Origin of the sequence: Acanthopleuribacter pedis, from assembly GCF_017377855.1 — a bacterium.
GTDB lineage: Bacteria > Acidobacteriota > Holophagae > Acanthopleuribacterales > Acanthopleuribacteraceae > Acanthopleuribacter > Acanthopleuribacter pedis.
In genome coordinates, this window is the sequence record NZ_JAFREP010000004.1 from 302,007 (window position 1) to 326,248 (window position 24,242).

Below are 24,242 nucleotides of genomic sequence, written 5' to 3' on the forward strand. Positions count from 1 at the left end.
AAATGCCACCCGGCCCCAATGCACCACCGCGCTGTTGTGCCCGATTCCTTTTTGAAATGAGATTTCGCCATGAATGCACCCCGTAAAAAATCCGTGACTGCTCCCGACCTGCGCCGCCAAACCCGCGATGCGCTTGAATTTGAAACGATTTTGGCTTTTTACGGGCAATTCGCGCAGACCCGCGTCGGCCGCGAGCGGGTGATGGCCCTGGATCTGATGCCCGCCGTGGAACAGGCTGCTTTTTATGCCCAGCTCGACCAGTGGTTTCGCCTGTTGGCGCAACGCGACCCCCTGCGTTTTCCCACCATTCCCGACCGCACTTTTTTTGCGCGCAAAGCCGAGGTGCAACCGTTTGACGGCGAAGAGTTGCGTATTCTGGCGCGCATCCTCCAGTTTTTTCTCGACCTCGGCGACGATGATCAAATGGCTTTTGCGCTCAACGCCTTGCTGGTGGTGGAAGAGGACCCCGAGGGTTTGAATCTGGAACTCAAGCGCCTCAAAAAACGTCTGGGTTCCCTATTTGATAAAGACGGCGATTGGCGCGAGGACATTTCCCCGCTGTATAAGAAGCTGATTCACAAGTTTCGCGGTACCGACGGCCAACTCCAAGCAACCATGCAGCAAGCGCTCCAGCGTTTCGGCGACATTCTGAGTGAACCGATTATTTTCGAGCGCAACCACCGCCAAGTGCTGGCCGTAAAATTGGACTTCCGCGGCAAGGTGCGCGGCATTTTGCAAGATTACAGTGCTTCCGGGCGCACGGTGTTCATCGAGCCGGAGGCCAGTGTGGGTTTGCAAAACGCCCTGGCCCAAATCGCGGCGGAGATTGAAGAAGAACTTTGGCGCATTCGGGTGGAAATCTCGCGGGAAATTCTGGCGATTCCCCAGCTAAGCGCGGCGATCTGCCCGCTGCTCGCGATGATGGACATGTTCCAAGCCCTTTCCCTGGCCGGCAAAAACTTCGACGCGCGCCCGATTACACCCAACCACGAACGCGACTTGTTCCTGCTCAATGCACGCCATCCCTTTCTTGATCAGCAGTTCGCCAAGGCACGCCAAAAACATTTTTCCTTAGATGAACCCGATGAGAACCAAATGATCGCTTTCACACTGCGGCTCGACGCCGATACCCGCGGGCTGATTATTTCCGGGGCCAATACCGGCGGCAAAACGGTCACCCTCAAAACCACCGGGCTGATGGCGTGGATGGCCAACAGCGGCCTGCCGGTTCCCGTTGAAGAAGGCAGCGAAATTCCCTTCTACGACATCATCTTTGCGGATATCGGCGATCACCAGTCGCTTAGCCACAACCTTTCGACCTATGCCAGTCACCTGGTGAACATGCGCCAAATTTTGGAGCGACCGAGCCGGACCGGTTTGGTACTGCTCGACGAACTCGGCAGCGGTACGGATCCCAACGAAGGCAACGCCCTTGCCCAAGCCATGTTGGAGGTGATCATGGAGCGCGGCGAACACCTCTTGGCCACGACCCACCAACAAATTTTGTGTACGCTGGCGCTGACCCATCCGGCCATGGAAAACGGTTCGATGGTTTTTGATCCCCGTCAGCTCAAACCCACCTATCGCTTTACGCAAGGGGTTCCCGGCCGTTCCCACGCCTTGGAAATTGCCTCCGGTGCCGGTTTACCGGACGTGGTGTTGCAGCGCGCCAAAACCTTGATCGACGAGGATCAGGTGGATGTCCAGGCCGCGATTCGTCAGTTACAAGCCCAGCACCGCGAGTTGGAGAAACAGAAAAAGAAGGTGCGCAAAGACGAGTTGCGTTTGCATCGCCGCATTCAAGAGTCGCGTGCCGAGGGCGACAAGCTGCAAAAAATGCAGGACGAGTACCGAGAGAAAGAACGGAAACGCGTGACCAAGGCGGTCGAGCAGGCCGAACGCAAATTGCGCCAAATGTTGTCGGATGTCGGCAGCGCCAAGCAAGCGCGCAAAGGGTTCGCCAAATTCTCAGCGGTGAAAAACGAATTGATGGAACCGCTCACCACGGAGAAGCTGCCCGCGGTTCAGGTGGAAACCTCGGAACTTACCCCGGATAAGTGGTCGGTCGGTGACAAAGTCTGGCTCAAAACCTGGCGCATGGAAGGCATGATCCAAAGCATTGACCGAAAAAAGGTGCGCATCAACTGCAACGGCAAATTGATGACGGTCTCCTTGGGTGATCTGCTGCATATGAAACAGGAAAAGGCGGCGGAGGCACCGCGCATCACCAATCACTTGGAAACGGCCGAGGACCATACGCTGAGCATGGAAGTGAAAATGTTGGGTTTCCGTGTGGACGACGCCTTAATTGAACTGGACCTGGTGATTGATCGCTCGCTGCAAAAACAAATGCCGATGGTGCGTGTGATTCACGGGCACGGAACCGGCGCCCTCAAAAACGCCATTCGCGAACATCTGCGCAAACACGAGGCGCGTTCCATGTTTGAGGTGGTGGTCGATTTAGAAAACGACGGCTATACCGAGTTGCGTTTCGACTATTGAGCCGGCGTGTTTTAGCCGGCGAAAACTTCCTCTAGGTTGTTGGCGACCAGCACCCGATCAAACCAAATGCCGAGTTGCTCAAAGTCGGCATTGTCAATGGTTTGGCGAACGGTGTCCGTGACGGTAAAGCGGTGGGCCATGACTTTGGTGAGGTTGTGGCGGCGTTCCTGGAGTTTTCCGTCATTAAGCGCATCTAGTTCGTAAGTGCTCAAAAAAGTCATATCGTGCGCTCCTTCCAGCTTTGCACATTCGGTCTTAAAACGTTCTTTAGGTTCGTCGGGTAGGGTAAGGATCCAGTCCAAAAAGCGAAAAATTTGGACGAACTGCTTTTCGGAGAATGGTTTTTGGTACAAGTGCCGAACCAATGCGAGTTTCTCAGTGAATCGTTGCCGGGGTAGGCCGCTTGTGTCCTGAGCAATCAGGTGAGCGAGGACCACAACCGCCACCGGATTTGGGGAATCCCAAAGCCGGTCCTTTTGATTCTTATACTCCCATAACTTAATTGCTGGAAAACGCATCGACAAGGAAAAGGTCCATTTCTCAAAGAGATATTCATTGTCGACGGGCTCTTTTTCGGGATGATCCAGGATCGCCATGCTTATCACCGGCCTTTTGAATTTGTCTTTGATTCGGAAATTGTATTCCGCCATTCGGTCCGGGAGTTCGGGATCGGGTTGGCTTTGTATCTCGATGTGAAGGTAGTAAAGGGCGTCGTCTGCTTCCTTGGCATAAACACGGTAGAGCTTATCGGCAATGCGTAAACCGGTCGCATTGTCCACATCGGGCTTAGGTAGTTCCTTGTCGGCGCAGGTGACCGGTTTCGTCCAGTCGACGCCTCTGAAAGCAGGCGGTAGAAACAGGCTGAGCAGGTCGGAAAAAAAGTCGTCGCAAACATGTTTCCAAGGACTGTCGTACTCATTCACGGGTGCCTCCATGGACGCCCGGCGTTGACAGTTCACGCGACAATCTCGGGCGGGCGCATAGGTTCTTTGGGTTGGTGGCGCCCAATCTAAAACAGAAAAAAGAATCTCCAACATCAAAAGTGAAGATACTTTTTATGTTGCTGTTTGCGATTATGAGAAATTTACGTCATTGTGTGATTTCCTGTGTTGTTGCAAAGGCTCAGGGGGCTCGGACGGTCGCGGTGCACCCAGTAGATCAGGATTGTTGCGAAGAAAATCCGCACCGATGCGGCAGAAGTTTTGGTTTTCAGGTGGGGTGGAAAACAGTTTCCAAAACTGAGCTTGCAAAGCTTCGTCTTCTGGTTTGGTTTCCCACGCGCCTTCAACCCGTTGCACCAGTTCCTCGGCCAGCGCCCGAATCTCTTCCGGGCTGTTTTCGTGACAGACCAAACCGTCCGCCTCGTATTCTTCCGCTCGGAAATACTGGGTCGAGGGACCGTTCACAATTTCGTCGTAGGTCAAGAACCGTTTCAGTGGTTGGGAATAGGTGCGTTTGGGAATGAACAGCCCGAGTGGTTTTTCCCGCATGGAACCGAGGGGGACCACGTTGGTACAGGCAAGGGGGCGGCGGAACAGACGGGCCACGGAATCGATCCCGGAACTGCTGGCGAGCATGAAAGCGCAGGCGGCGCAGAGGTAAATGTCGCCGAAAGGCGTGCGATGGGGGCTTTGTGTGTAATCCACGAAGTTCGGATGGCTTAAATCCATAGCGCGTTCTACCACCGCGCCGATGCGTACCGCGTAATAGCCGCGCGCCAGGAGCATGTTGATCGCAACCTTGTAGCTGTTGATATCCACATCGCGGAAGCGGTGGTAGCTGTAATTGGTGTTGGGGTCGGCGGTTTTCAGGTAGCCGGCGTCGCGGGCGTGGAAAATAAAAAACGGCGCGCCCTCGGGAATCCCCAGGTTATGCAATAACCGGCGCCCTTCCGCATGTTCGGCCCGTGAGAGTTGCAGGAAGGGACCGTTGTGGTGGAGCATGCCGTGTGGGTCGCGGTCCGTGGCCAAGCTGCCGAAGTAACGGTCTTGGTCCGGGCGATGTGCATTGAGCGCGATCGCCAGCGCGCCGAACTTGAGGATCGACAAACGGCGGTCCCACATGGTTTTTAAGGCGTGGTTGGCCACGGGTTGACCCACCGGATAGGTGTAAAAGTGCAGCGTGCGCTTTGTTCCTTGATGCGCAAGCGTGGCGAGATGGACATCGGTATTGGCCGCAAAGTGGCCGATGCGGTCGCAGCGAAGGCGCCATATCCGAACGTGAACCAAGGGCCTCACCAGCCGCATCAAAATGCCGCCGACGTGGTAGGCCAGGTTGGTTGCGGTTGCTTGGGGCGCGCTCGTCAACAGGTTCCCTTTGGTGGCAAAGAGGTCGTGCAGGTAGGCGCGCATTCCGTAGCGTTGTTCGGGGTCATCGATCCAAGTCAGGGGCATGAAGGTGCGGGGGCTGAAAAGGAACCGGGTGTCGGCCATGTGTTCGAACGCTTGGGCCGCCTGAGCACCGTCTCCGTCACAGAAGAGGACCACCAGCGGATAGGTTGCTTCGGTGAGTTGGGAAAACGAGCGGCCGGGATAATGGGGATGGCGTTCGGGATCGGCGTCGTAGAGGTGGACCTTGCTGTCGATATCGGGAACTTCCTGCCGCAGCGTTTGGTAACAGGCTCGGGTTGCACGATTAATGGGTGCGAGCGCGATGGGGTGCGACGCCGTGGCCGCGAGGCGGGCGATGCGGTGGAAAAAGAGTTGGTTGTGCAGATTGTTCAGAGATTTGAACCAGCGCTGCCAAAAACCGGCTCGGGGTTTACTCACGGAAAAGGCCTTCTTCGGGGGTGTGCTAGGGTTCCTCACGTGGCATGGGTGGTTTGAGGACCCGTGGGGGCGGTTCCGCCATGGTTTGGGTCTGGGCACGGTGGAGGAAGGCTTCAATCGCCGGGATATCCCCGTCCTTGGGTCCCCAAGGTGCGTAATCCGTTTGGTGGCGAATGAAGGGACCGTTGGTTGTTTCGTGTAGAATCACAAATTCCGTCAAAGGAATCACCGTGTGCCACAGTTTACAGTTTAGCCGGTAAATGGATGGTTTGCCCGTACTTGGGTCACCGAGGGTCACCCGGTAGGTTGGCTCCCCCGCCTCGTTAAAGGTCACAATCATGACCTGGCCCTCTATTAAATGAAACGATTCCGATTTATCGTGATGGCGATGCGGCGCCACATAGGAATCTCGGCAAAACGCGATGATCATCTCGTGCAACGGATCCTCGCGATCCGGGTGCAGGCAGATACGGGCACGCCGCAGTGGGCTTTCCACGGCCAGCCGTTTTAACATCGCGTAATGGTGTTTTTCGATCAGGGCGATGTCGGTTTCCACAAAAAAAACAGCGGTCATGCAACCTATCCTTTGTAACCAAACCTAAACGGGTGCGGTGTCTTTTGAAATCCGGTGGTTTAGGTTTCGAAAAAGGCGATGATCGCATCGGCGACCACTTCAATCTGTGCGTCGGTCAGCTTTTCATTGGCGGGAATGCACAGCACCTTTTTGATGACCTGATCGGCATGGGGCACCGAACTGTTGAGCGGCGCGTAATAAGGCTGATGCGGCATGAGGATTGGGTGCTGGATTTTACACTCAATGCCTTGTTCCGTCAGGTGGGCCAGCAAGGCGTCGCGTCGGTCGGTTTGAATGGTGTAGGTGTAGTAAATGTCGTGGCAGTCGGGGTCCTCGCGCGGGACACGGACGTAAGGCGCCAGACGTTCGTGGTAATAAGCCGCGATGGCGCGGCGGCGCTGTTCCAACAGGTGGAAGCGGTCCAAGCGAACCAGCAGCATGGCGGCTTGTAAGGTGTCGAGGCGGCCGTTGGGACCGGGTTCTACGCAGGTTTCGCGGTTAACCGTGCCGTTGTAGCGCAACGTCACCAGACGTTCTTTAAAGACCTCCTCATCGCAGAGGATAAATCCGGCTTCGCCACAAGCCGCCAATACCTTCATGGGGTTCATGCTGAAACAGGCGGCGTGGCCGAAGGTGCCCGCGGGTTTGCCGTTGCGTTTGGCACCGAAGGCCTGGCTGGCGTCTTCGATGACCCTCAAGTCGTGTTCTAGGGCGAAGGCGTTAATCGCCGCCATGTCGGCAATTTTCCCGGTGAAATGGACCGGGACCACGGCTTTGGTTTTTTCGGTTCGGCAGCGCGCCAAATCCTTGGGGTCGAGGTTGAGATCGTCGCCGATATCACAGAAAACCGGCGTGGCGCCGGTCAGTGATACCGCGTTGGCCGTGGCGATGTAGGAAAGCGCGGGCACAATCACCTCGTCGCCCGGACCCAAACCCGCCGCGCGAAAAGCCAGGAACAGTGCTTGGCTGCCGGAACCACAGCCGACCGCGTAGGCGCGACCGTGGTGTTGGGCTAGCCGCGTTTCCAGTTGGTGGTGTTCCGGCCCGAGGACGATGCGGCCGTGGCGCAAAACGCGTTCGACCGCGGCCAAAAGTTCAGCGCGCTCTTCGTCGTCGTGAACGCTTAAATCTAAAAAAGAAACCTTCCAGGGGGTTGTCATAGGCGTGCTCGGTGGGTTCGAAGATATAACGCGGGGCGCGACCGTCCCTCGCAACAGATCACGCGCTTGGCCCAACGGGCTTTTCGTCGGGAAACGTGTTGGATTTGTTGGCATTATTCAGAATGGCTTAGTTTATCACGAAGCCTTGGGAGCACAGGTAAAATGCGCGTCGCCTAGGGCTGTTCGTATTGCTGCGCGTTGGAGGTTTTGCCGCCGTAGGTGCGCAGCGGGGTAAGCAGATCGTTGCCGAGGATGGTGCGAACGCGGGTCATCGGACCTTGGCGCAGCCCGGTATAACCCCAGGGCGTGTTGATGCTGGATGCTTCCATGTAGGCATTCTTGAAGGCGAACCCCAGCGAGAACCGCAACGTGCTACGACCCGAGGTACCGTGCAACAACAGCGGGTGGAAAAACAGCACATCGCCGCGCTGTAAGTGCCACACCGGGATCACCGGTTCCGGTTCAAACCCTTCAATCGGCAACAGGTTGCGGTTGCGGTTGGGCATCATCCCGTACAAATGGGACTTGGGTACCACCGTGATCGTGTTGCCTTTTTCCGGGGCGTGCAGCGGGATCCAGGTTACGATTTCGTGGACGGCCAGGCCCGTCCAGGTCTCCTGGTGCAGCGTTTTGAGGGTGGCCGGGTTGGTGTCGACCGGATCGTTGATGAACAAGTCGCAATTGTTGTACACCATGATGTCGGGGCCGATGAAGCGCTCGATGGTGTCCAAAAACCGGGGCTGCTGCATCAAGCTGTCGTAGGCGTCCGATCCCTTGAGTTTCTTGAGCAGGCGTTTCGACATTCCCAACACCGGGGGAACGGTGTCGGCGCCTGCTTGGGCGGTGTAGTCGGCTTTGAGTGCCGCGTAACCCTCGCGAATGTCGGTTTCTATCGATTGGATGTGGGTTGCATCGAATAAACCGCGGGCGACCACAAACCCGTTTTGCACAAAATAATCCAAAAACTCGGGACCGGTTGCTGTCTCGAAATAGGCGTCCGTGATGTCCATGGCGGTCGCTCCTTGGCGGGGTAAGGGTTTGCTTGCCGTCGGTTTGTTACGCGGGATGACCCGATTCTACACCTTTTCCGGGTCGCAATCGCCGGGGAAATTTGCTGGAGCCTTGCTCGCAAACGGGTTATCGTTAACCTCACCCTTCCCCTATGTGATTCGCGCGGTTTCTAACACGAGGTTCGTTTATGGCAACGCCTTTTACCTTGAGTCAACACTGGACCTTCAACCTAATGGACGATCCAAAACGGCTTGCTTTTGTGATGGCGCGTTACCAGTTCGTGGTCGACATGTGCACGCCGAACAGTTCCGTGATTGAGCTGGGTTGTAGCGAAGGCATTGGTTTACCGCTGCTGCTGGAGAAAGCCGACCGCTATACCGGGGTCGATATCGACGGCCCCGCGCTTGAATTTGCCCGCAAGAACTGGCCCGATCCGCGTTTTACCTTCCTTGAGGACGATGTGTTGGGCAAACAGTTCGGTACCTTTGACTGTGTGTTTAGTTTGGATGTGGTCGAGCACATCGAGCAGGCGCGCGAGCATCTTTTTTTCGAGGCGGTCCATCAAAACACAGCTGAAACCGGGATTGCCGTGGTCGGCACGCCGAACCTTTCCGCCGAGGCCTACCAGTCGGAATCCAGCCGCATCGGACACATCAACCTGTTTAGCGCCAAACGCCTCAAGGCCTGCCTTCAAACGTATTTTCACCATGTGTTCCTGTTTGGCATGAACGATGAACTGGTTCACACCGGTTACCACAATATGTGCCATTACCTGATCGCTTTGGCCTGTAACAAGAAGGTGCATTCATGACCCAAACCCTCGACGATTACGAGTCCCGGTTCGGCGACGGCCTGGCGTTTTCCCAGGCGTTTGTCAAAAAGCCGCGTGCTTTTTTGCAACGGGCCGCTTGTTTTAAATTTGCGACCAAAATGCTCGGCGAAACCGGACCGGTGCTCAACCTCGACGCTTCAGATGGTTTCGGCGCCTGGATTTTGGCGCGGGAATGCGGGGCCTGCCACGCTGTGGTCGATGACAACGAAGCGCGCTTCAAGGCCGAGGCTACCTGGCGGGGCGACGGGATTTCCTTCGGCGGATCAGCCGCTTTGGCAACCCGCGATCAAATCTGGCCGGCGCTGGTTTGGTTGACGGGGGATGTGCCGGAAGATGCCTTTACGCGGTTCGAACGGCTGCTCCCCAAACTGGCTCCCATGGCAACCGTCCTCATCGGCTGGGGCTTAGAGGCGCCTGACGCTGTTGCTTACCAGGACCAAGCCGCCGTTCTGAAGCCGCGTTTCAAAAAATGCTTCACCTTTTTCGTTTCCGGCGCGGTCATTCGTCCGGCGTCTCCCGCCGCCCAAGGTCCGCTGCTGTTTTTGGGTGCCGGTATTAACAATCGATAAGGACGATACTCAAGTTATCGCCACCGCCACGCCAACCCATGCAGGCTTTCATGATCTTTTGCGCCACCTTGGCTGCCGGATCCTTGGTGCGCAACAGGTCGCCTAGCTTTTCGAGGCTTAAGGCGCTTTGGTTTTCCTCGATCCCGTCGGTCGCAAAAAACAAGCGGTCTCCCGGTTCGAGGTTTTTGGCGCCATAGCGTGGTGCGACCCGTTCCAGGCCGATGTAGAGGTCCAGCCACGAATTCTTGAACTCGCCGGCGGGGATCTGGGTTTGGAGACCGGTCAGGCCATGGAGCCCGGTCAATACCTTGGCGACCTCTTCGTCGGTGAGGGGACGCCGTTGGCTTTGGTTGTACAGCTCGAGCAACGCGAAACAGGTCAGCGATTTGTGCGCCGGTTCCGACAAGCTGTCGGTGAATTGGGCGCGTTGCAATAAATCATAGATGCGGTTCAAGGGCGAGTTGTCTTCGCCGAGGAAAAGTCCTTGCTGAACGGGGATCAGGTCTTGGAGCTGATCGTTGCGCATCAGCCAACAACGAGAATCACCGTAGGCGGCATAGTGGAGCCGCTCTTGTTCAATGACCGCGGCGATGAGGGTGGTGGCACATCCCGGCCGACCGCCGACCCGGTCCTTTTCTTCCTGAATCGCGTTGTCGATGAGAAACATCGTTTGGAACAAACGCTGTTTCCAGGTCCCCTTCGTTTGTGCCAACTGGTCCGCGAAACGCGAGATCGCGACATTGGCGGCCACGGCCCCGTAGTGGGAATCCGCGACAAGGACCAACATGGCCCCGTCCATCGGGATCAGTGCCAAGGCGTCTTCATTCGCGTCCTGTTTGCGGCGGATGCTGCTTTTTTTACCCGCGGTAATGGCCGCGACAAGGCGCTCATTGAACTGGAAATGATGGATTTCGCCCGCTTTGGTGTAGTCGGTACCCTGAAGCAGGGCGGGTAAGGGAGTGAAAGAAGCTGCCACAAGATCCTCTATCGCAAAATGGGTTGCTGCGATTCTTACACAATCCCCGCTGGCGTGCGCTTAATTATGGTTGGGAATTCTTGCCGAAGTCGGCTTGTTTCCTCCATTGGCTTCAGGGGTGGGGTGCGACTGCTCGCACGCCAAAAGCTGCTGCTTGCGATCCGTGCCCCATCGATAACCGCCGACGCCGCCGTCCCCGCGCAAGACGCGATGACAGGGAATCAAGAGCGCGATTCGGTTCGCGCCGCATGCGTTGGCAACCGCGCGATGGGCTTTGGTTTTCCCAATCGCGCCGGCGACTTCTTTATAAGTGGCGGTTTGGCCGCGTTCAAGGGTTGTTAAAAACCGCCACACGCTGAGTTGGAAGGCGGTGCCGCTTAGGTGTAGCGGAATGTGGGGTAAGGGTTTGTTGCCGCGCAAGTGGTGTTCCAAGGCGGTGATCCATTGGTCCAACTGCCGGCTTTCGCGGGCGGCGGATACCTGAAGCGCGGCTTGGGGGAATTCCCGGCTAAGGGTTTCCGTAAGGGCCGCCTCTGTTTCGCCGAAATGAACCAAACACACGCCGCGCTCGGTGGCGGCCATGAGGAGCAAACCGAAGTGGGTGTCGCGGATCGCATAGTGGATCTGAAGCGAGGCCCCGCCCGCGCGGTAGGTGGAGGGCGTCATGCCGAGTTGTCGGTCGACCGTCTCGTAAACGCGGCTGGTGGAGCCGAAACCGGCTTCAAAAATGGCGCCGGTTACATGGTCGCCCGCGCGTAAGGCTTGCTTCAGCTGTTCAAAGCGCTTGGCGGTTTGGAACGCCTTGGGGCTCACACCGAACGCTGCCTTGAAGCGGCGCTGTAAGTGGTATGGGCTCAGGCCGAAGCGGGCGGCCAAGGCCTGCAGGGTCAGGGTGTCCGCGGCGTGCTCACTGAGGTAGTCGGCGACCGCGATCAGGGTTTTGTCTTTTTCCCCGGTTTGCCCGTGTTTGGACGCACAGCGAAGGCAGGCGCGGAAACCCGCGGCCTCGGCGGCGGGTGCGTTCTCGAAAAAAACCACGTTTTCGCGTTTGGCGCGGCGGGACGGGCAAGACGGCCGGCAATAAACGGCCGTGGTTTTCACGGCAAACACAAACCGGTTGTCAAAGGTCGCGTCGCGATCCACCACCGCTTGCCAAAACCCCGTTTCGTCCATGGCTTCCTCTGTTTGATGAATGGGGAAGGTACAAACCCCGCCTGTCAGTGCGTGACGCATGCCGCGACGACCCTCGCCAGAAAGCAACCGCGTTTGGCGGAATGGACGTGCAAATAGCCAACCTCGGCCCGCGCCAACCATCGACTGAATAGGTTGCCGGCCTGTTCCCCCGCGACAACCTCGGCATCCACCATCATATCCTCCATGTCAAAAGCGCGCACCGACAACATCCGACCGCTTAACATCGCCGGTACCTGATCCGGGGCGGGATAGGTGGGCACCGCCCCGAGGGTGACAAAGACCGCGTGGCAGGCGCGGTAGGGGTTGTCAGCCGATTGGTGCTCATAATTGACCAGCAACAGGCGTTCACCCGGCTCCGCGTCCTGTAGCCGGATGCGGCAGGGATAACCGGGTTTGGTGTCGGCAACCATGGTGATCGCGCCCTGTTTGGCACGCGTCGCTTGGTCCGCTTTGAACAAAGCCTCAAAGGGTTCGGAAGGAAGGGGCATTACACGAAAATGGGCCATTGTGGACCTCCAAAGGTGAGATGCCCTTTATCTTGTCGCCAAATCCGAGCGCCCGCCATCCGCTTCTTGCGCTTCAAATCAAGTGTTAGGGATGGGCGTCCTCTTCGGGTGAGGTGTTTGGCCCCTGGACCGCGTTGGGCGCCACCCAGACCCTGTCCTGGTCTCGGCCGACGGTATAGGTTGCGATCCTGCCTTCGCTGATCAGACGGTAGCCTTGACTGAGAAGGCCGGTGACGGGCTCGCCCAGGAAAAGTGGATTGCCTGGTTGGGTTGTCCAGCTTTGCTGAACTCGGCCGCTGCCGTCGATTAGTTGAATCCGGGTCGGTTCGGGACGGGTGCCACACACAACCAGCCGCGTCCATTCCCCCGGTAACCGCGTTGGGGTGATGGGATGGTTTGAGCCGGGGTTTAGGGGAAGGCTTGTAGGCGGCTGATCGGCATAACCTAAATCCATCCAGGCGGCGAGGTTGCCACTGCTTCCCGCCGCGGTTGCATAGACCGTGTTGGCGGCGAAGGGATGGGTGAGGGTGTGCTGTTCTCCGGGCCCTAGTTGGATGGTTTTGCGATGGGAAGGCGCGGTGTAAAGGGTTACCCGTTGGGCAAAAGGTTCGGGATTGAAGAGGGTTAAGCCTGCTTGCCACACTGTTTGGTCGCGGGGCACATGGGGAACCACGAGCGGCGCGGCGGCGGGGGCGGCCCCGAACAGGAACTGCTTTTGGTGCAGGAGCAGGGTGCTGATCGGTTGTTCCGCTTCGACTTCATAGCGTATCGCGTTTGGTGTTGCCGGGCTGGGAAAGGTTAACCACTGCTTTGGTGGCAATAGAAGGGTTTGGGTTCTGTGCGGGCAGCCGGCGGTGTCGACGGCTTGCAGTTGGACCCGCGTCGGTTGGGCGTTGGGGTTGTGGAGCAACCAAAGTAAATCGTTATAGCCCCGTGGTTTGGTTCTGAAAAAAGCCACGTCCGCGGGGGTTGGCAGCGGAACCAAGCCATAACGCGACATCCAACGGTGGTTGTGGACAAAGCTGTCCGCGCCGTTGATTTCGGCGAAACGGCGGCCGTCCGGTACTGCTTGGTGGAAGGGCATTACCCCGTCGCGCGCGTTCAGAGAGACGGTTTGGTACAGGGCGTCGTTGCGACGGTAACCGTCCTCGTGCCAGGCCCATAGGGTATCAAAACGCTGGAGGCGTTCGCGTACACCGGAGAGGAACATGTGGTGGGTGATGACGTGGGGTTTGCGGTCTGCCCCATACAGCCGTTGCACGCCTGGCATGAACCAGGGCGCGGGCAGGTTGGAATAAAGTAACTTGTCCGGGTTGGCGAGGTAGAACGCGGCTTCTTGCTGATAGCGCTGTTTGCCGGTGTCCCAGCGTTCCGCCGTCTCCCATGCACCCGCGCCAACCGCCGCGACCGCAAGGATCGCCGTGACGACGCGGTACCAGGTGCGCTGCTGATCAACCAACCAGGCCGCACTCGCGAGGAAAAACAGATTAAACAGGAAACCGACCCGGTACCAGGTGCCCAACGCGCGGTAACCGTGGTGAAGGTGTACCGAAACCGGAAACACTGTCGCCAAAACGAAAAACCCGTTGAGGAACCAAAGGAAGAACAGCAGCTTGTGACGGGGACCCTTTAGCGCGCGGTAAAGCAGCGGGGGCAGCAGCCACGCGGCCAAGAGGTAACCGCCTTGATTTCCCGTGAAGATAAAGGGAAGGCGGGTTAAAAACGCGGGGTAATCCGCCCAAAAGGCCGCGGTTCCGTCGAATGCTTTTTGGGTGAGGCCGATGCTCCAAAGTCGGTAAATTGCATAAAGTGATCCGGTAAGGAAACCGGGGACGATGAAGGGAATCCGGCCGCGCCATAGGTACAGACACGCGGGCAGGAGGAAACCGCTTGTTACAAAAATTTCCTTGCAGAGTGCGGCGGCAAGACAGAGCAACGCCGAGGTCCAAACCCAGGGCCAAGCCTTGTCGGTTCGGGTTTCGAGTGCTTTGAGCGCCGCCGTCCAGGCCGCCAGGCTCAGGACCAGTCCCTCTAAATAATGGCGCGTGGAGAGAAACTCCACCACCGAGATGGTGGTGGGCAGGTACAACATCAGCCCGGTGGTGACCAGGGCCGTGCCGCGGCGGCAGAGGCGCGTGAGCAGGTTGTAAAACAACCCCGCCGCCGCGGCTGTGGCCAGGCCTTGGTGGAGGTAGGCGAGTTGGGGATCAGCCCAACCGAGGAGGCCGTCGAGCCAGAAGCTCGCGGGCAACATCGGGGTCACCGTGCGGCCGTAGCTAAAGGCGTGAAGGCCCTCTTTGGTGAAGTAAAACCACGGGTGGGGATGATCAATGAGGTAGCTGAGGTGGCTGGTATCGTCCTCGAACCACCAATCTTGATGTAAGCCGAGGAAACCGAATAAGTAAAAAAGAAGGAACAGGAAGCCTGCACCGTAGTGGTAGTGCGCGGGATACCGTGGTTTGCTCATGAGCGGCCCTCACCGGTTTCACTTTGTTCGCTCACCAAATAGCGGGGTCGCGCTTTGACCTCGTCAAAGATTTGGGCGATGTAAATGCCGATAATGCCAAGGGAGATGAGGATGGCGCTGCCCAGCATCAGCAGCAGCAGGATTACCGTGGTGAATCCCGAAACCGCCTGAGCGGTGAGCTTCATGTACAGCGTTTGCACCGCAAGCGGCGCGGAAAAAGCCAGGAAGAGACATCCCAAGCCGGTGGTGACGTGGAGCGGGGCCGAGGTGAAGGCCGTAATGCCGTTGAGCGCCAGGCGCAACAGTTGTTTGAGGGACCATTTGGACCGGCCGCCGACCCGATCCGCGACGTCGAAGGTGACCAGGTCGCGGCGAAAGCCTAGCCAGTCGCACAAGCCGCGGAAAAACAGCCGTCGTTCGCCCATGGTGTTGAGCACGGAGACGACGCGACGATCCAAGAGCTTGAAGTCGGAAGAACCGTTCATCTCCATGCCGGTCAGGCGGCGGTGTAGCGTGTAAAACAGCGTGGCGGCTAGGTTTTTCAGCGGCCCACCGCGATTGGCGTGGCGTTTGACCGCATCCACAATATCGACGTCGCCCCGTTGCCAGCGTGCGACCAAACGCGCGATGACCTCGGGTGGATGCTGCAAATCGCCGTCCATGGTAATCACGGCCTGGCCGCGGGCCTTGGCTAAGCCTGCCGAAAGGGCGGCTTCCTTGCCGAAGTTTCGGCTGAACCGCACCGCTTGCAGACGCGCATCGCGGTGACAAAGTGTTTGCAGTTCGGACCAAGTCCCGTCAGTGGAGCCGTCATCCACCATAATGATTTCAAAGGGCAGTTGCAGTGGTTCAATTGCGGCCGGGATTGCGGTCAGGACCCGGCCCACATGATCGGCTTCGTTATAAAACGGCAATACCACACTAAGGATGGGTTGGCCGGGATTGACAACATTCATGATCGACCTCAATGGTTAAACGCACTAAGACAGTGATGGAAAAAGGGGATAGAACGGATCGCCGCATCGACAAGGGACTGTCGAAAACCCGACGATCCGCGGCGGCCGCTTTTGCTGTTGGCTATTACCTAAGAAGCGCGATAAGCGTGAGGGATTTTGGCTAAAGATCTGGAGCGAAATGGCTTGGTAAAAGCGGAGGCGCACGACGCGCACCCGGTGGGTGCGGTGAGCAGTTTTACAGGCCGTTGCAGTCCAGGGGTTTAGCGAAAATCACCGCGAGTTATCGTGCTTCTTAGGTAGTAATCTCCGATGGGTTTGCCCATGTTCGCGGCTTGCGGTGAAACACCATCGCTCATGCCGACCTTAGAGCAACCCCTGTGCCGGCGGAAGCTGTCTCTTTACCTTGTGACAGGGGCCGTTAGAATCGATTAAGCATCTTTAAAAAATGAAGTTACTCTTGGTTAAAGCAGTGTTTGTTTTGCCTTTCGGTTGATGGGCTTGTTCCCGATCTAACCCACAGATCTCACAATGCTTGGTAGCAGAATTCCTTGTGAAATATGCGGGCTAACCCTTTTTTCTGCCGTTTTTGGTGCGCGGTGTTTCCTCTCATGGCAGGGTATTTTGTTTGAAACGTTCTACCCAATTAACCATGCACTGTTGCTTGGTCACCGTGACACATGACGCTTGATAAAGGTGTTGTTGAACGGCCTGGATATCGAAACCGTTTCCGTTTCCTTCTTATCCCTGGTTGCAATTTGTTTTTGTGTGATTGGCATGATCCCGACTGATCAAGGAACAGGGGCGCTCGGTTCAGGAGCGGGTGATTTGTTGGTTCGTTCCCCCTACCGCGTGTGATTGGGTTTGGCATGGGGATGCAACCACGGCCCTTCTTTATCTCAGTGGATCGATGGGTGTAAATGCTTGAGTTGTTGGTAGCTGTATCTCGTGGTGATCCCCTCGTGGGGCTGTTTTTGGTATTACCTAAGAGGCGCGATAAGCGTGAGGGATTTTGGCTAAAGATCTGGAGCGAAATGGTTTGGGAAAAGCGGAGCCGCACCCGTTGGTCCTAAGCATTTTTGCAGGCCGTTGCAGCCCAGAGGTTTAGCGAAAATCACCGCGAGGTATCGTGCTTCTTAGGTATCAAGCTTTTCTGCGATTCTCCGATAGGCTTAGGCACGTGGGGAGGTTTTCATGAGTCGGTCGACAAAACTTGCGACTGCTGCCCACATCATGATGTATCTGGCTTGGAATGAAGGTGATCGCGTGCGTATTGACGACATCGCCAAGAGTGCCAACGCCAATCCGTCCCGTCTGCGGCAACTGTGTAGCCAACTATCGCAAGGTGGTTATATTCGTACCTATAAAGGGGCGAAGGGCGGCATTGAGGCTGTTCTGACGCCGGACCAAGTCTCTTTGCTCGATTTATGTGTTTGTATTGAAGATCTCAATTTTTTTGCGTTAACGCCCCATGAAGCGAACCGCAAAGATCCGATTGGTAAGGTGATTGCCCCCACGCTGGCGCGGCTATACGACGATTACAACAATATTTTCCGTGAGTATCTAAAAGCCACCACCATTATGGATCTGATTGACATGGCCGATCAGGCACCCAGCCTCTGACCGAAAGGGTGAATTCGGGTTTGCGAAATCCCGCCGGCTGTAGGCTTGCCGCCGGTTCGCATGGGAAAAAGTTTAATCTTTTGGCGTCGTGGACGATACACCCAAATACCCGCTTTGTTTGCATCCTTCGGGCGTGCGGCTGAAATACCGGGGCTCCCGCGAGGGTTCCGGTTTTCATCTTAAGGGCCGAGGGTTATCACTTAGCGTGTTCCCCTGTCTTCGATATAATGGCTGAACCCCGTCCTTCGCCCTCCGTTTCGTCACCATCGAAAACACTGTTCTTTCTCGAGAGTTTTATGCCTTCTCAAACCGAAATGATTAAATCCTGGATGCGCCTTGTTTCCGATCCCCGTGCTTCGGGCGATCAATTGGAAAACGCCGCCTATTGGGAATCCATCAACCAGCCGTCGGAAACCCAGATTCGCCTGCGCGTGGCGCGGCATCGTTCAACCCCGGGTGAATTGCTGGCTAAGCTTTCGATGATCAACAACCTTCAAATTCAAGTGGCGGTGGCGGGGCATCCCAATTTACGCGAGTCGACGGCGGGTCATTTGCTGAAGTTACAGATTCGCGAGTTGCGCCGGGCCTTGGCTTCGAATCCGCGTATTCCTATTTTTGTTATGGAGAGGTTGGCCACGGATTATCGTGACGTACGTATGGCGCTCACCCGCAATCCGGCTTTGCCGCGTCAAATCCAGGCCGTTCTGGCCCGCGAGCGCGACAAAAAAATTCGCCTCGCTTTGACCAAAAACCTCAAATTGTCGGTGGGGATTCTGGAACGGCTGAGCAAAGACAAGGTGGCTGAAATCCGTGCCTCGGTCGCGGCCCACCCCAACGTGCCTTTGGCCGGCTTGCGCGCCATGGGTCGTGATCGCTCGGAAATGGTTCGCGATGCGGTGTTTAACCGCGGTATCCAAGAGTTTTCCGACGATATTCCGCTGTTTCGCGAACTGGTCAAGGTTCGCCCCTCGCCCGTGGCCCTCAAGGCCCAAGAACATTTGGATTTTCTGCTCCAGCGCGATAAAAGCGCCAAGCTTATGGAAGCCGCGGGCCAAGGCGACTAAAGCGCTTTGAATTAAGGTTCTTCCTTGGAAACCAGGGCCGCGCCGTTGGTGAGGCTGTCCAGTTCTTGTTCGAAATCAGCAATTTTTGGGCTTGGAATGCGTAGCGCGTATTGGGCGTCGAGTTCGTAGTGCTCCTCGTCGATGACGCCCTCAAAGCGGGTTAACAGGAGCTTGAACTGGGTGACGAAGGAATAGGGCAGCACTACCTCAAGGGCCGTATAGGTGATTTTTTCCTTGGTGGGCAAGGTCGCGAGGGCCGCCTGGACGCCGCCGCTGTAAGCGCGTACCAAACCGCCTTTGCCGAGTTTGGTGCCGCCGTAATAGCGGGTCACCACCGCCGCGATTTCGCCAATCCCGGAATGGGTGAGCACCAGGAGCATCGGGCGACCGGCGGTGCCGTGGGGTTCGCCGTCGTCGCTCATGCCCACAAAGGCGGAACTACCGGGCGGACCGGCCAGATAGGCCCAACAGTTGTGGGTGGCGTCCTCGTATTGTCCGCGCATGCGGGCGATAAAAGCTTGTGCCGCCGCGGGGTCCGGTGCATGACACAGGGTGGTAATGAAACGGCTGCGCTGGATTTCCTCTTCGACTTGGTGTTCGTCGACAGGAATTAAAAAACGATCACTCACGTGCTTCCTTTGCGGGCGCACCATATGGATTCGGCTTGCGAGGGCGTCCTGTTCGCTAGGCTAGCACATTCAAACCGCGAACCGTGAGGCGTGGCGGCCTAATCAAGCGTGGTGCTCACCATGTACCAAATTGCGGGGATCCACTGTTCCCTTTCTGAATTGGACCAGATTGTCCAAGGTGGTTAGCACGATTCGGTCCATCGCTTCCTGGGTAAAAAACGCTTGGTGGGCGGTAATCAGCACATTGGGGAAGGTCATCAGGCGGGCGAAGACATCATCGGGAATGACCCGGTCGGAGAGGTCTTGGAAAAAGAGATCGGCTTCTTCCTCGTAGACGTCTAGCCCGAGGTAACCGAGCTTTTCGGTTTTTAGTGCTTTAATCGCGGCGCGTGTGTCCACCAGGCCGCCGCGGCTGGTGTTGATCAGCATGACGCCTTTTTTCATGGCCGCGAAGGCCGCTTCATTAATCAGGTGATGGGTGGTCGGGGTGAGTGGGCAGTGAAGCGTGATGACATCGCTCGCCCGGATGAGTTCCTTGAAACCGACCCATTCATAGGGCTGATCATCGGGTTGGGCGACCGGGTCGCTTATTAACACGCGGCAGCCGAGGCCGTGCATCATGCGCGCGACACATTGACCGATGCGACCGTATCCCACGATGCCCACGGTTTTGGCGTGGAAATCGAAACCCATCAAACCGCCCAGGTTGAAATTGAATTCGCGGGTTCGCAGCCAAGCGCGGTGGATGCGGCGGTTGAGTGAGAGCATTAAAGCCAAGGTGTGTTCCGCCACGGCGAAGGGCGAGTACTCGGGAACCCGTGCCACGGTCATGCCGAATTGTTCGGCGGTTTTAAGATCAACCTGATTAAAGCCGGCGCAGCGGAGGAGAATCAAGCGCACACCGAGCTGGTGAAGTCCTTCGACGACCTCGGCGTTGAGGTCGTCGTTGACGAAGACACAGACCGCATCGCCTTCGCCGACCATAGGAAGCGTGTGTTGACTGAGGCGTGCATCCAGAAACACCAGTTGGTGCTGGTCGGGATCCTGGTGTTTGAGAAAGGTGGTTCGTTCGTATGGCTGGGTGCCGAAGATGAGTAAACGCATGGTTTCCTCCCCGCTGGTCGAAAATACCTTCACTTCAGCGTTTCTAGCGAGGGATGTCAAGTGAGGGCATTGTGAATCAGAGCGCCTGTTGCTGTACCCTATTGCGCAATTAGTTTGTCGCTTAGGATGAAAAATTGGTTAAAATAGTTCAAGATGCAATAAATCTGTTGCACAATCTTTAACTGAGTCCAGTTTCACTCAGTTTTGCATTGCTTTATGTGTGCACTTATCAATAAGCAACAAATTGGTTGCTAAAATGATCTGGTTGGTTGGGGTTTTGGATCCGATTTGCGGGAACTGGCGCCTCGTGACCCCTCGCCGCTTTTACCGGTTGGATCGCTCGGTTTCGATGACGATGTCCGCGACAGCCCGTTCGGCGGCTGCTTGGGCCTCGGCCCGGGTTGACCCGATTGCAATCACCAAACCGGGCCGACCCGGATGGTTTTCGATGCTTCCGATTTCATCCCCCGCTTGTACGCGGACCTCGCAGAAGGGAATCTCTTCCCGTGCTGCGACGGCTTCGGCGCCGGACACGCTGACGACCCGACCCGGCTCTGGAAAAAAGTAGCGCTGGCAAACGTGGCGTTGGTATTGGGGGGTCAAGGCTTGCGCGGTGACGGCTTCGCCCAAGGCCTGGCGAATGGCGCAGCCGACAAAATCGACCCCGGTATTGAGCGGAATCGAGTGCGTGCAAAAATAGCCACCGCTCAAGCGGGTGGCTATTTCAATGACATAGGCACGCCCGCCGCTGAGAACCATGTCCCCTTTGACCACACCGTTTTGGACCCCCATGGCTAGGGCGGCGCGGGCAACTTCCTCGCGAATCAAGGCTTGCTCGGGCTCAGCCAAAAAGCTCGGCAAATTGCCGCCGTCTTCCACCACGTGGGGGGCCAGGGCCGCCATGAGTTCGTAGTTCCGATCTGAAAAACCCGGCGTGTGCACGGCGCCGTTGAGCACCAGTGATTCGGTGGATATCTGAGGACCTGGCAAAAAGGCTTCGACCATCACGCGACCCGTGGGCGAGAAGGGTTGCGCGTAGGAAAAGGCCCAGTCGAGATCGATGCGGTTGGCGGCGTCGCCCAACTGTAAAACGCCCCGCGCGCCGCGGCTGTCGACGGGTTTTAGGATCAAGGGTTCGGGGTGCGCCTCACTTAGGGCCTTCAAATGCGCGGCGTCGCTTACGGCATGGTACCAAGGCAAGGCAACCCCGCCGCGCGCCAACTGATCCTTCATGGCCAATTTATCCATGGCGGCGCGGGCCGTGGCCAGGGAAATACCGGGTAGGCCGAGCGCCTCGGTGACGGTTGCCACCGTGGCGGGCACGTCGGAGCCCAGGCACATGGCCCCGTCGAGGCCTTTGCCTTGCGCCAGCAGCGTCCGCACCGCGGCAAGGGTTTGAGCGCCGTTGTAGGTGTCGGCGATCAAGGCCTCGTCGGCGTGCGCAAAACAGGGGGCCTCGGGATTGCGGTCGCTGACCCAAACCCTGTAGCCCATGGCTTTGGCTTTTTGGACGCCGGGCACGGTTTCAATGCCGCCACCGACAAATAGAAGTGTTTTCACGGCTTCCTCCCGGTGCGGCTCCTGGTTAAAAATACAGACCACCGTTGACGTTGATGGTCTGGGCGGTGATGTAACGCGAGGCGTCCGAACCCAGGAACACCACGGTTTGTGCGATCTCGGCGGGTGAACCCATGCGACCAAGCGGAATGCCTTCCAAGGCTTTTTGAACGGCCGGACTCTGGAGTCCGGCGGCGGCCATTTCCGACTGAACCAGACCGGCGGCCAAGGTGTTGCTGCGAATCCCACGTGGGGCGAGGAAGCGTCCGATGACTTGGCCCAGGGAGATCAAACCGGCTTTACTCGCGGCGTAATGGGCGGTGCGCGGTCCACCGTACTGACCACTGACGCTGCCGATATGGATCACCGAGCCGCCGTCCCGTAAAAAGGGCAGCGCGGTTTGGGTAACCACAAAGGGGCCCTTTAAATTGACGCCCAGCACCGCGTCCCAGTCTTCGTCGGTAATTTGATCAAAATCCGTGGGTTTGTTGATACCCGCGTTGTTGACGAGGATATCCACCGCGCCCCATTGCTGTTGGACGGTTGTGAACATGGTCGAAACCGCGGCGCGATCACAGACATCCGCCTGGAAACCACGACCGGTGCCCCCGTTTTCTTCAATCCAGGCGGTGACCTTGTCGGCCTCCGTTTTGTTTTCGCGGTAAGAGAAGGCGACTTTGGCGCCCGCGGTGATGAAGGCTTCAATAATGGCGCGACCGATGCCGCGACTGCCGCCGGTGACGACGGCGATTTTTCCCTTTAATTCCATGAGTTTCCTCTTTCGGCTTGCTTAGGCTTTGCGGGCGATGACCCGTTTCGCGGCGGCGGCTACCGCGGCCGGGGTTAAACCATACTTGTGGTTGAGTTCATCTGGTTCGCCGGATTCGCCAAAGGTATCGCGGACGCCGACCATTTCCAGTGGGGCCGGGCGGTGAAGGGCCAGCGATTCGGCAACCGCACCGCCCAGACCGCCAAAGATATTGTGGTCCTCGGCGGAAACCACCGCGCCCGTTTTTGTGACGGAGGTCTCGAGGGTGGCGTGATCAAAGGGTTTGAGCGTGGCGGCGTTGACGACCTCGGCGGAAATGCCTTTTTCGGCCAAGTGCGCCGCCGCCTCAAGCGATTGGGCGACCATCTTGCCGCAGGCCACGAGGGTCACGTCGGAACCCTCGCGCAACACTTGGGCTTTGCCGATGGTGAAGTTGGGTTTGTGTTCAAAAATCCGCTGGGCGGGGCTGCGACCGGAGCGCATGTAAACGGGACCGTCGTATTTGAGCATCGCCTCGGTGGCGGCGGCGACCTCGAGCGGATCGGCCGGTGAAATCACGGTCATGCCGGGAATGGCGCGGTACATGGCCAAGTCTTCCAAGCACTGGGCGCTGGCGCCGTCGGGGCCGACGTCCAGGCCCGGGTGGCTGGCAACGATTTTGACGTTCCGTCGGGCGTAGGCGACAGAAAGTCGCACCTGTTCCACGGCGCGCAGGCTGAACACGGCGAAGGTGGTCACAAAAACGGGAAGATCCACGGTCGCCATGCCGGCGGCCAGTGAAACCATGTTCTGTTCGGCAATGCCGCATTGATAAAAACGGCGCGGGTAGTGTTTGCGGAAGTGATGGGTGCCGGTGCCGCCGGCCACGTCGCCGTCCAAGACCACGAAGTCGGGGTAACGTTCGGCCAAATCCACCAAACTTTTACCAAACGCCTCGCGCAACGAATCACCGCTGCTACCGATGAGTTGGGGTGCGGCGCTCATGGGTTCGCCTCCTCAAAAACGGCGCCGCTCAGGTAGGCGGCCCCTTGTTCACGGGTCACACCACAGGCAGCCAGTGCATCTAACAAGTTGTCATCAGTTAACTTAACGCTGCCATGCCAGGCCGGTATGTCTTCCATGTAACCGACCCCTTTGCCTTTAATAGTGTGGGCGATGATCACCGTGGGCTTGTCTTTTTCTTGGTGAAAGGCGCCAAAGGCTGCCTGGATCGCCTCCAAATCGTGGCCGTCGATTTCCTGAACGGCCCAACCGAAGCTACGCCATTTATCACCAAGCGGTTCCAAACCCATAATCTCACTGTTGCGCGCATCGCTTTGCAGTTTGTTGTAGTCAATAACGGCACAAAAGCGGTTGAGCCTGTAATGTGCCGCGAACATGGCGGTTTCCCAGACCTGACCTTCCTGGAGTTCACCGTCGCCTAGCATGGCGAATACGGGCAAGTCGACCCCGCGATGGTGGAAGCCGAGCGCCATGCCGAGGGCGATGGAAAAACCCTGCCCGAGGGAGCCGGTGCTCGCTTCCACGAAGGGGGTGGCACCGACGTGCGGGTGCCCCTGCAAGGCGCGGTTGATTTTGCGCAATCCGCCCAGTTCGGACATCGGCAGTAACCCGGCCAGCGCCGCCACCGCGTAGTGTGCCGGGCAGGCATGACCTTTGGATAAAACAAAACGCGGCCGATTCCAATCGGAAAAGGCCGCGTCGGTTAACTGAAGTTCTTGGAAATAAAGGACTGTAAGCAGATCAACGGCCGAAAGGGAACCACCGGGGTGCCCGGACTTCGCATGGTAGATCATCGCCAGACTTAGACGGCGCGCCTGCAATGCGCGCCGCTCTAAATCGGCTGATGCAAGTTTGGTTTGAGGTGCATCCAAAGCCAAACCTCCTGAAAGAGAAGGTGTTTACAAACCGTGGTTGACAGAGGTTTGTCGAAGGATAGCAGGAATTGCTTCTGGTGCCGAGTGTGATTGCGTGGAAATCCGGT

At 57.4% G+C, this 24,242-nt stretch carries 21 protein-coding genes; 5 read left to right on the forward strand and 16 right to left on the reverse strand.

Features of this window, described 5'->3' with window-relative positions:
* The first annotated feature begins 69 nt into the window (after positions 1–69).
* A complete protein-coding gene (locus J3U88_RS06040; RefSeq protein ID WP_207857571.1) occupies positions 70–2,502 on the forward strand; it encodes an endonuclease MutS2 in 2,433 nt (810 codons plus the stop codon).
* Between the two features lie 11 nt (positions 2,503–2,513).
* Here J3U88_RS06040 and J3U88_RS06045 read toward each other — a convergent pair whose 3' ends face one another.
* From J3U88_RS06045 to J3U88_RS06065, 5 genes are all read right to left on the reverse strand, one after another.
* Positions 2,514–3,425: an RpnC/YadD family protein gene (locus tag J3U88_RS06045; RefSeq protein ID WP_207857572.1), complete on the reverse strand. Its 912-nt coding sequence runs from the start codon at positions 3,423–3,425 to the stop codon at positions 2,514–2,516.
* Positions 3,426–3,575: 150 nt separating this feature from the next.
* Entirely contained in the window at positions 3,576–5,270 is a 1,695-nt protein-coding gene (locus J3U88_RS34945; protein ID WP_207857573.1) for a TIGR04372 family glycosyltransferase, read from the reverse strand.
* 25 nt (positions 5,271–5,295) lie between these two features.
* A complete protein-coding gene (locus J3U88_RS06055) occupies positions 5,296–5,844 on the reverse strand; it encodes a WbuC family cupin fold metalloprotein (protein WP_207857574.1) in 549 nt (182 codons plus the stop codon).
* A gap of 59 nt (positions 5,845–5,903) precedes the next feature.
* Positions 5,904–7,004: a DegT/DnrJ/EryC1/StrS family aminotransferase gene (locus J3U88_RS06060; RefSeq protein WP_207857575.1), complete on the reverse strand. Its 1,101-nt coding sequence runs from the start codon at positions 7,002–7,004 to the stop codon at positions 5,904–5,906.
* A gap of 173 nt (positions 7,005–7,177) precedes the next feature.
* Positions 7,178–8,014, reverse strand: coding sequence for a phytanoyl-CoA dioxygenase family protein (locus J3U88_RS06065; protein WP_207857576.1), 837 nt, complete (start codon positions 8,012–8,014; stop codon positions 7,178–7,180).
* Positions 8,015–8,202: 188 nt separating this feature from the next.
* Here J3U88_RS06065 and J3U88_RS06070 point away from each other — a divergent pair, with 188 nt between their 5' ends.
* Both J3U88_RS06070 and J3U88_RS06075 read left to right on the forward strand, forming a co-directional pair.
* The gene (locus tag J3U88_RS06070; protein WP_207857578.1) at positions 8,203–8,826 is read left to right on the forward strand and encodes a class I SAM-dependent methyltransferase; all 624 of its coding nucleotides are present in this window, start codon (positions 8,203–8,205) and stop codon (positions 8,824–8,826) included.
* Positions 8,823–9,416: a hypothetical protein gene (locus tag J3U88_RS06075; RefSeq protein ID WP_207857580.1), complete on the forward strand. Its 594-nt coding sequence runs from the start codon at positions 8,823–8,825 to the stop codon at positions 9,414–9,416. Before J3U88_RS06070 ends, J3U88_RS06075 begins: the two co-directional genes overlap by 4 nt.
* Here the strand turns inward: J3U88_RS06075 and J3U88_RS06080 are convergent.
* The 5 genes from J3U88_RS06080 to J3U88_RS06100 all read right to left on the reverse strand — a co-directional run bounded on the left by J3U88_RS06080 (position 9,403) and on the right by J3U88_RS06100 (position 15,515).
* The gene (locus J3U88_RS06080) at positions 9,403–10,392 is read right to left on the reverse strand and encodes a protein phosphatase 2C domain-containing protein (RefSeq protein ID WP_207857582.1); all 990 of its coding nucleotides are present in this window, start codon (positions 10,390–10,392) and stop codon (positions 9,403–9,405) included. The two genes, J3U88_RS06075 and J3U88_RS06080, sit on opposite strands and share 14 nt — an antisense overlap.
* 60 nt (positions 10,393–10,452) lie before the next feature.
* Positions 10,453–11,625, reverse strand: a complete 1,173-nt coding sequence (ada, locus tag J3U88_RS06085; RefSeq protein ID WP_207857584.1) for a bifunctional DNA-binding transcriptional regulator/O6-methylguanine-DNA methyltransferase Ada — start codon at positions 11,623–11,625, stop codon at positions 10,453–10,455.
* Positions 11,610–12,092, reverse strand: coding sequence for a DUF1203 domain-containing protein (locus tag J3U88_RS06090; protein ID WP_207857586.1), 483 nt, complete (start codon positions 12,090–12,092; stop codon positions 11,610–11,612). Before J3U88_RS06090 ends, ada begins: the two co-directional genes overlap by 16 nt.
* Before the next feature lie 85 nt (positions 12,093–12,177).
* Positions 12,178–14,559, reverse strand: coding sequence for a hypothetical protein (locus J3U88_RS06095; RefSeq protein WP_207857587.1), 2,382 nt, complete (start codon positions 14,557–14,559; stop codon positions 12,178–12,180).
* The gene (locus J3U88_RS06100) at positions 14,556–15,515 is read right to left on the reverse strand and encodes a glycosyltransferase family 2 protein (protein WP_207857588.1); all 960 of its coding nucleotides are present in this window, start codon (positions 15,513–15,515) and stop codon (positions 14,556–14,558) included. The genes J3U88_RS06095 and J3U88_RS06100 overlap by 4 nt, the downstream gene beginning before the upstream one ends.
* A 1,191-nt stretch (positions 15,516–16,706) precedes the next feature.
* On the opposite strand from J3U88_RS06100, the gene J3U88_RS06105 reads away from it, so the two are divergent.
* Together J3U88_RS06105 and J3U88_RS06110 are read left to right on the forward strand one after the other, a co-directional pair.
* Positions 16,707–17,135, forward strand: coding sequence for an Rrf2 family transcriptional regulator (locus J3U88_RS06105; protein WP_207857589.1), 429 nt, complete (start codon positions 16,707–16,709; stop codon positions 17,133–17,135).
* 296 nt (positions 17,136–17,431) lie between these two features.
* The gene (locus J3U88_RS06110; protein ID WP_207857590.1) at positions 17,432–18,199 is read left to right on the forward strand and encodes a hypothetical protein; all 768 of its coding nucleotides are present in this window, start codon (positions 17,432–17,434) and stop codon (positions 18,197–18,199) included.
* Positions 18,200–18,210: 11 nt separating this feature from the next.
* Here the strand turns inward: J3U88_RS06110 and J3U88_RS06115 are convergent, their stop codons facing one another.
* The 6 genes from J3U88_RS06115 to J3U88_RS06140 all read right to left on the reverse strand — a co-directional run bounded on the left by J3U88_RS06115 (position 18,211) and on the right by J3U88_RS06140 (position 24,132).
* On the reverse strand, positions 18,211–18,828 hold the full coding sequence (locus tag J3U88_RS06115) for a YigZ family protein (RefSeq protein WP_207857591.1): 618 nt from the start codon (positions 18,826–18,828) through the stop codon (positions 18,211–18,213).
* A 102-nt stretch (positions 18,829–18,930) separates the two neighbouring features.
* Positions 18,931–19,932, reverse strand: a complete 1,002-nt coding sequence (locus J3U88_RS06120) for a 2-hydroxyacid dehydrogenase (RefSeq protein WP_207857592.1) — start codon at positions 19,930–19,932, stop codon at positions 18,931–18,933.
* Positions 19,933–20,256: 324 nt separating this feature from the next.
* The gene (locus J3U88_RS06125) at positions 20,257–21,492 is read right to left on the reverse strand and encodes an ATP-grasp domain-containing protein (RefSeq protein WP_207857593.1); all 1,236 of its coding nucleotides are present in this window, start codon (positions 21,490–21,492) and stop codon (positions 20,257–20,259) included.
* Between the two features lie 25 nt (positions 21,493–21,517).
* Complete coding sequence (locus J3U88_RS06130) at positions 21,518–22,258, reverse strand: SDR family NAD(P)-dependent oxidoreductase (RefSeq protein WP_207857594.1); 741 nt, start codon at positions 22,256–22,258, stop codon at positions 21,518–21,520.
* Positions 22,259–22,279: 21 nt separating this feature from the next.
* Positions 22,280–23,242 (reverse strand): transketolase family protein, encoded by a 963-nt coding sequence (locus J3U88_RS06135; RefSeq protein WP_207857596.1) that lies wholly within the window; start codon positions 23,240–23,242, stop codon positions 22,280–22,282.
* Positions 23,239–24,132, reverse strand: coding sequence for a transketolase (locus J3U88_RS06140; RefSeq protein WP_207857597.1), 894 nt, complete (start codon positions 24,130–24,132; stop codon positions 23,239–23,241). Before J3U88_RS06140 ends, J3U88_RS06135 begins: the two co-directional genes overlap by 4 nt.
* Positions 24,133–24,242 lie beyond the last annotated feature (110 nt).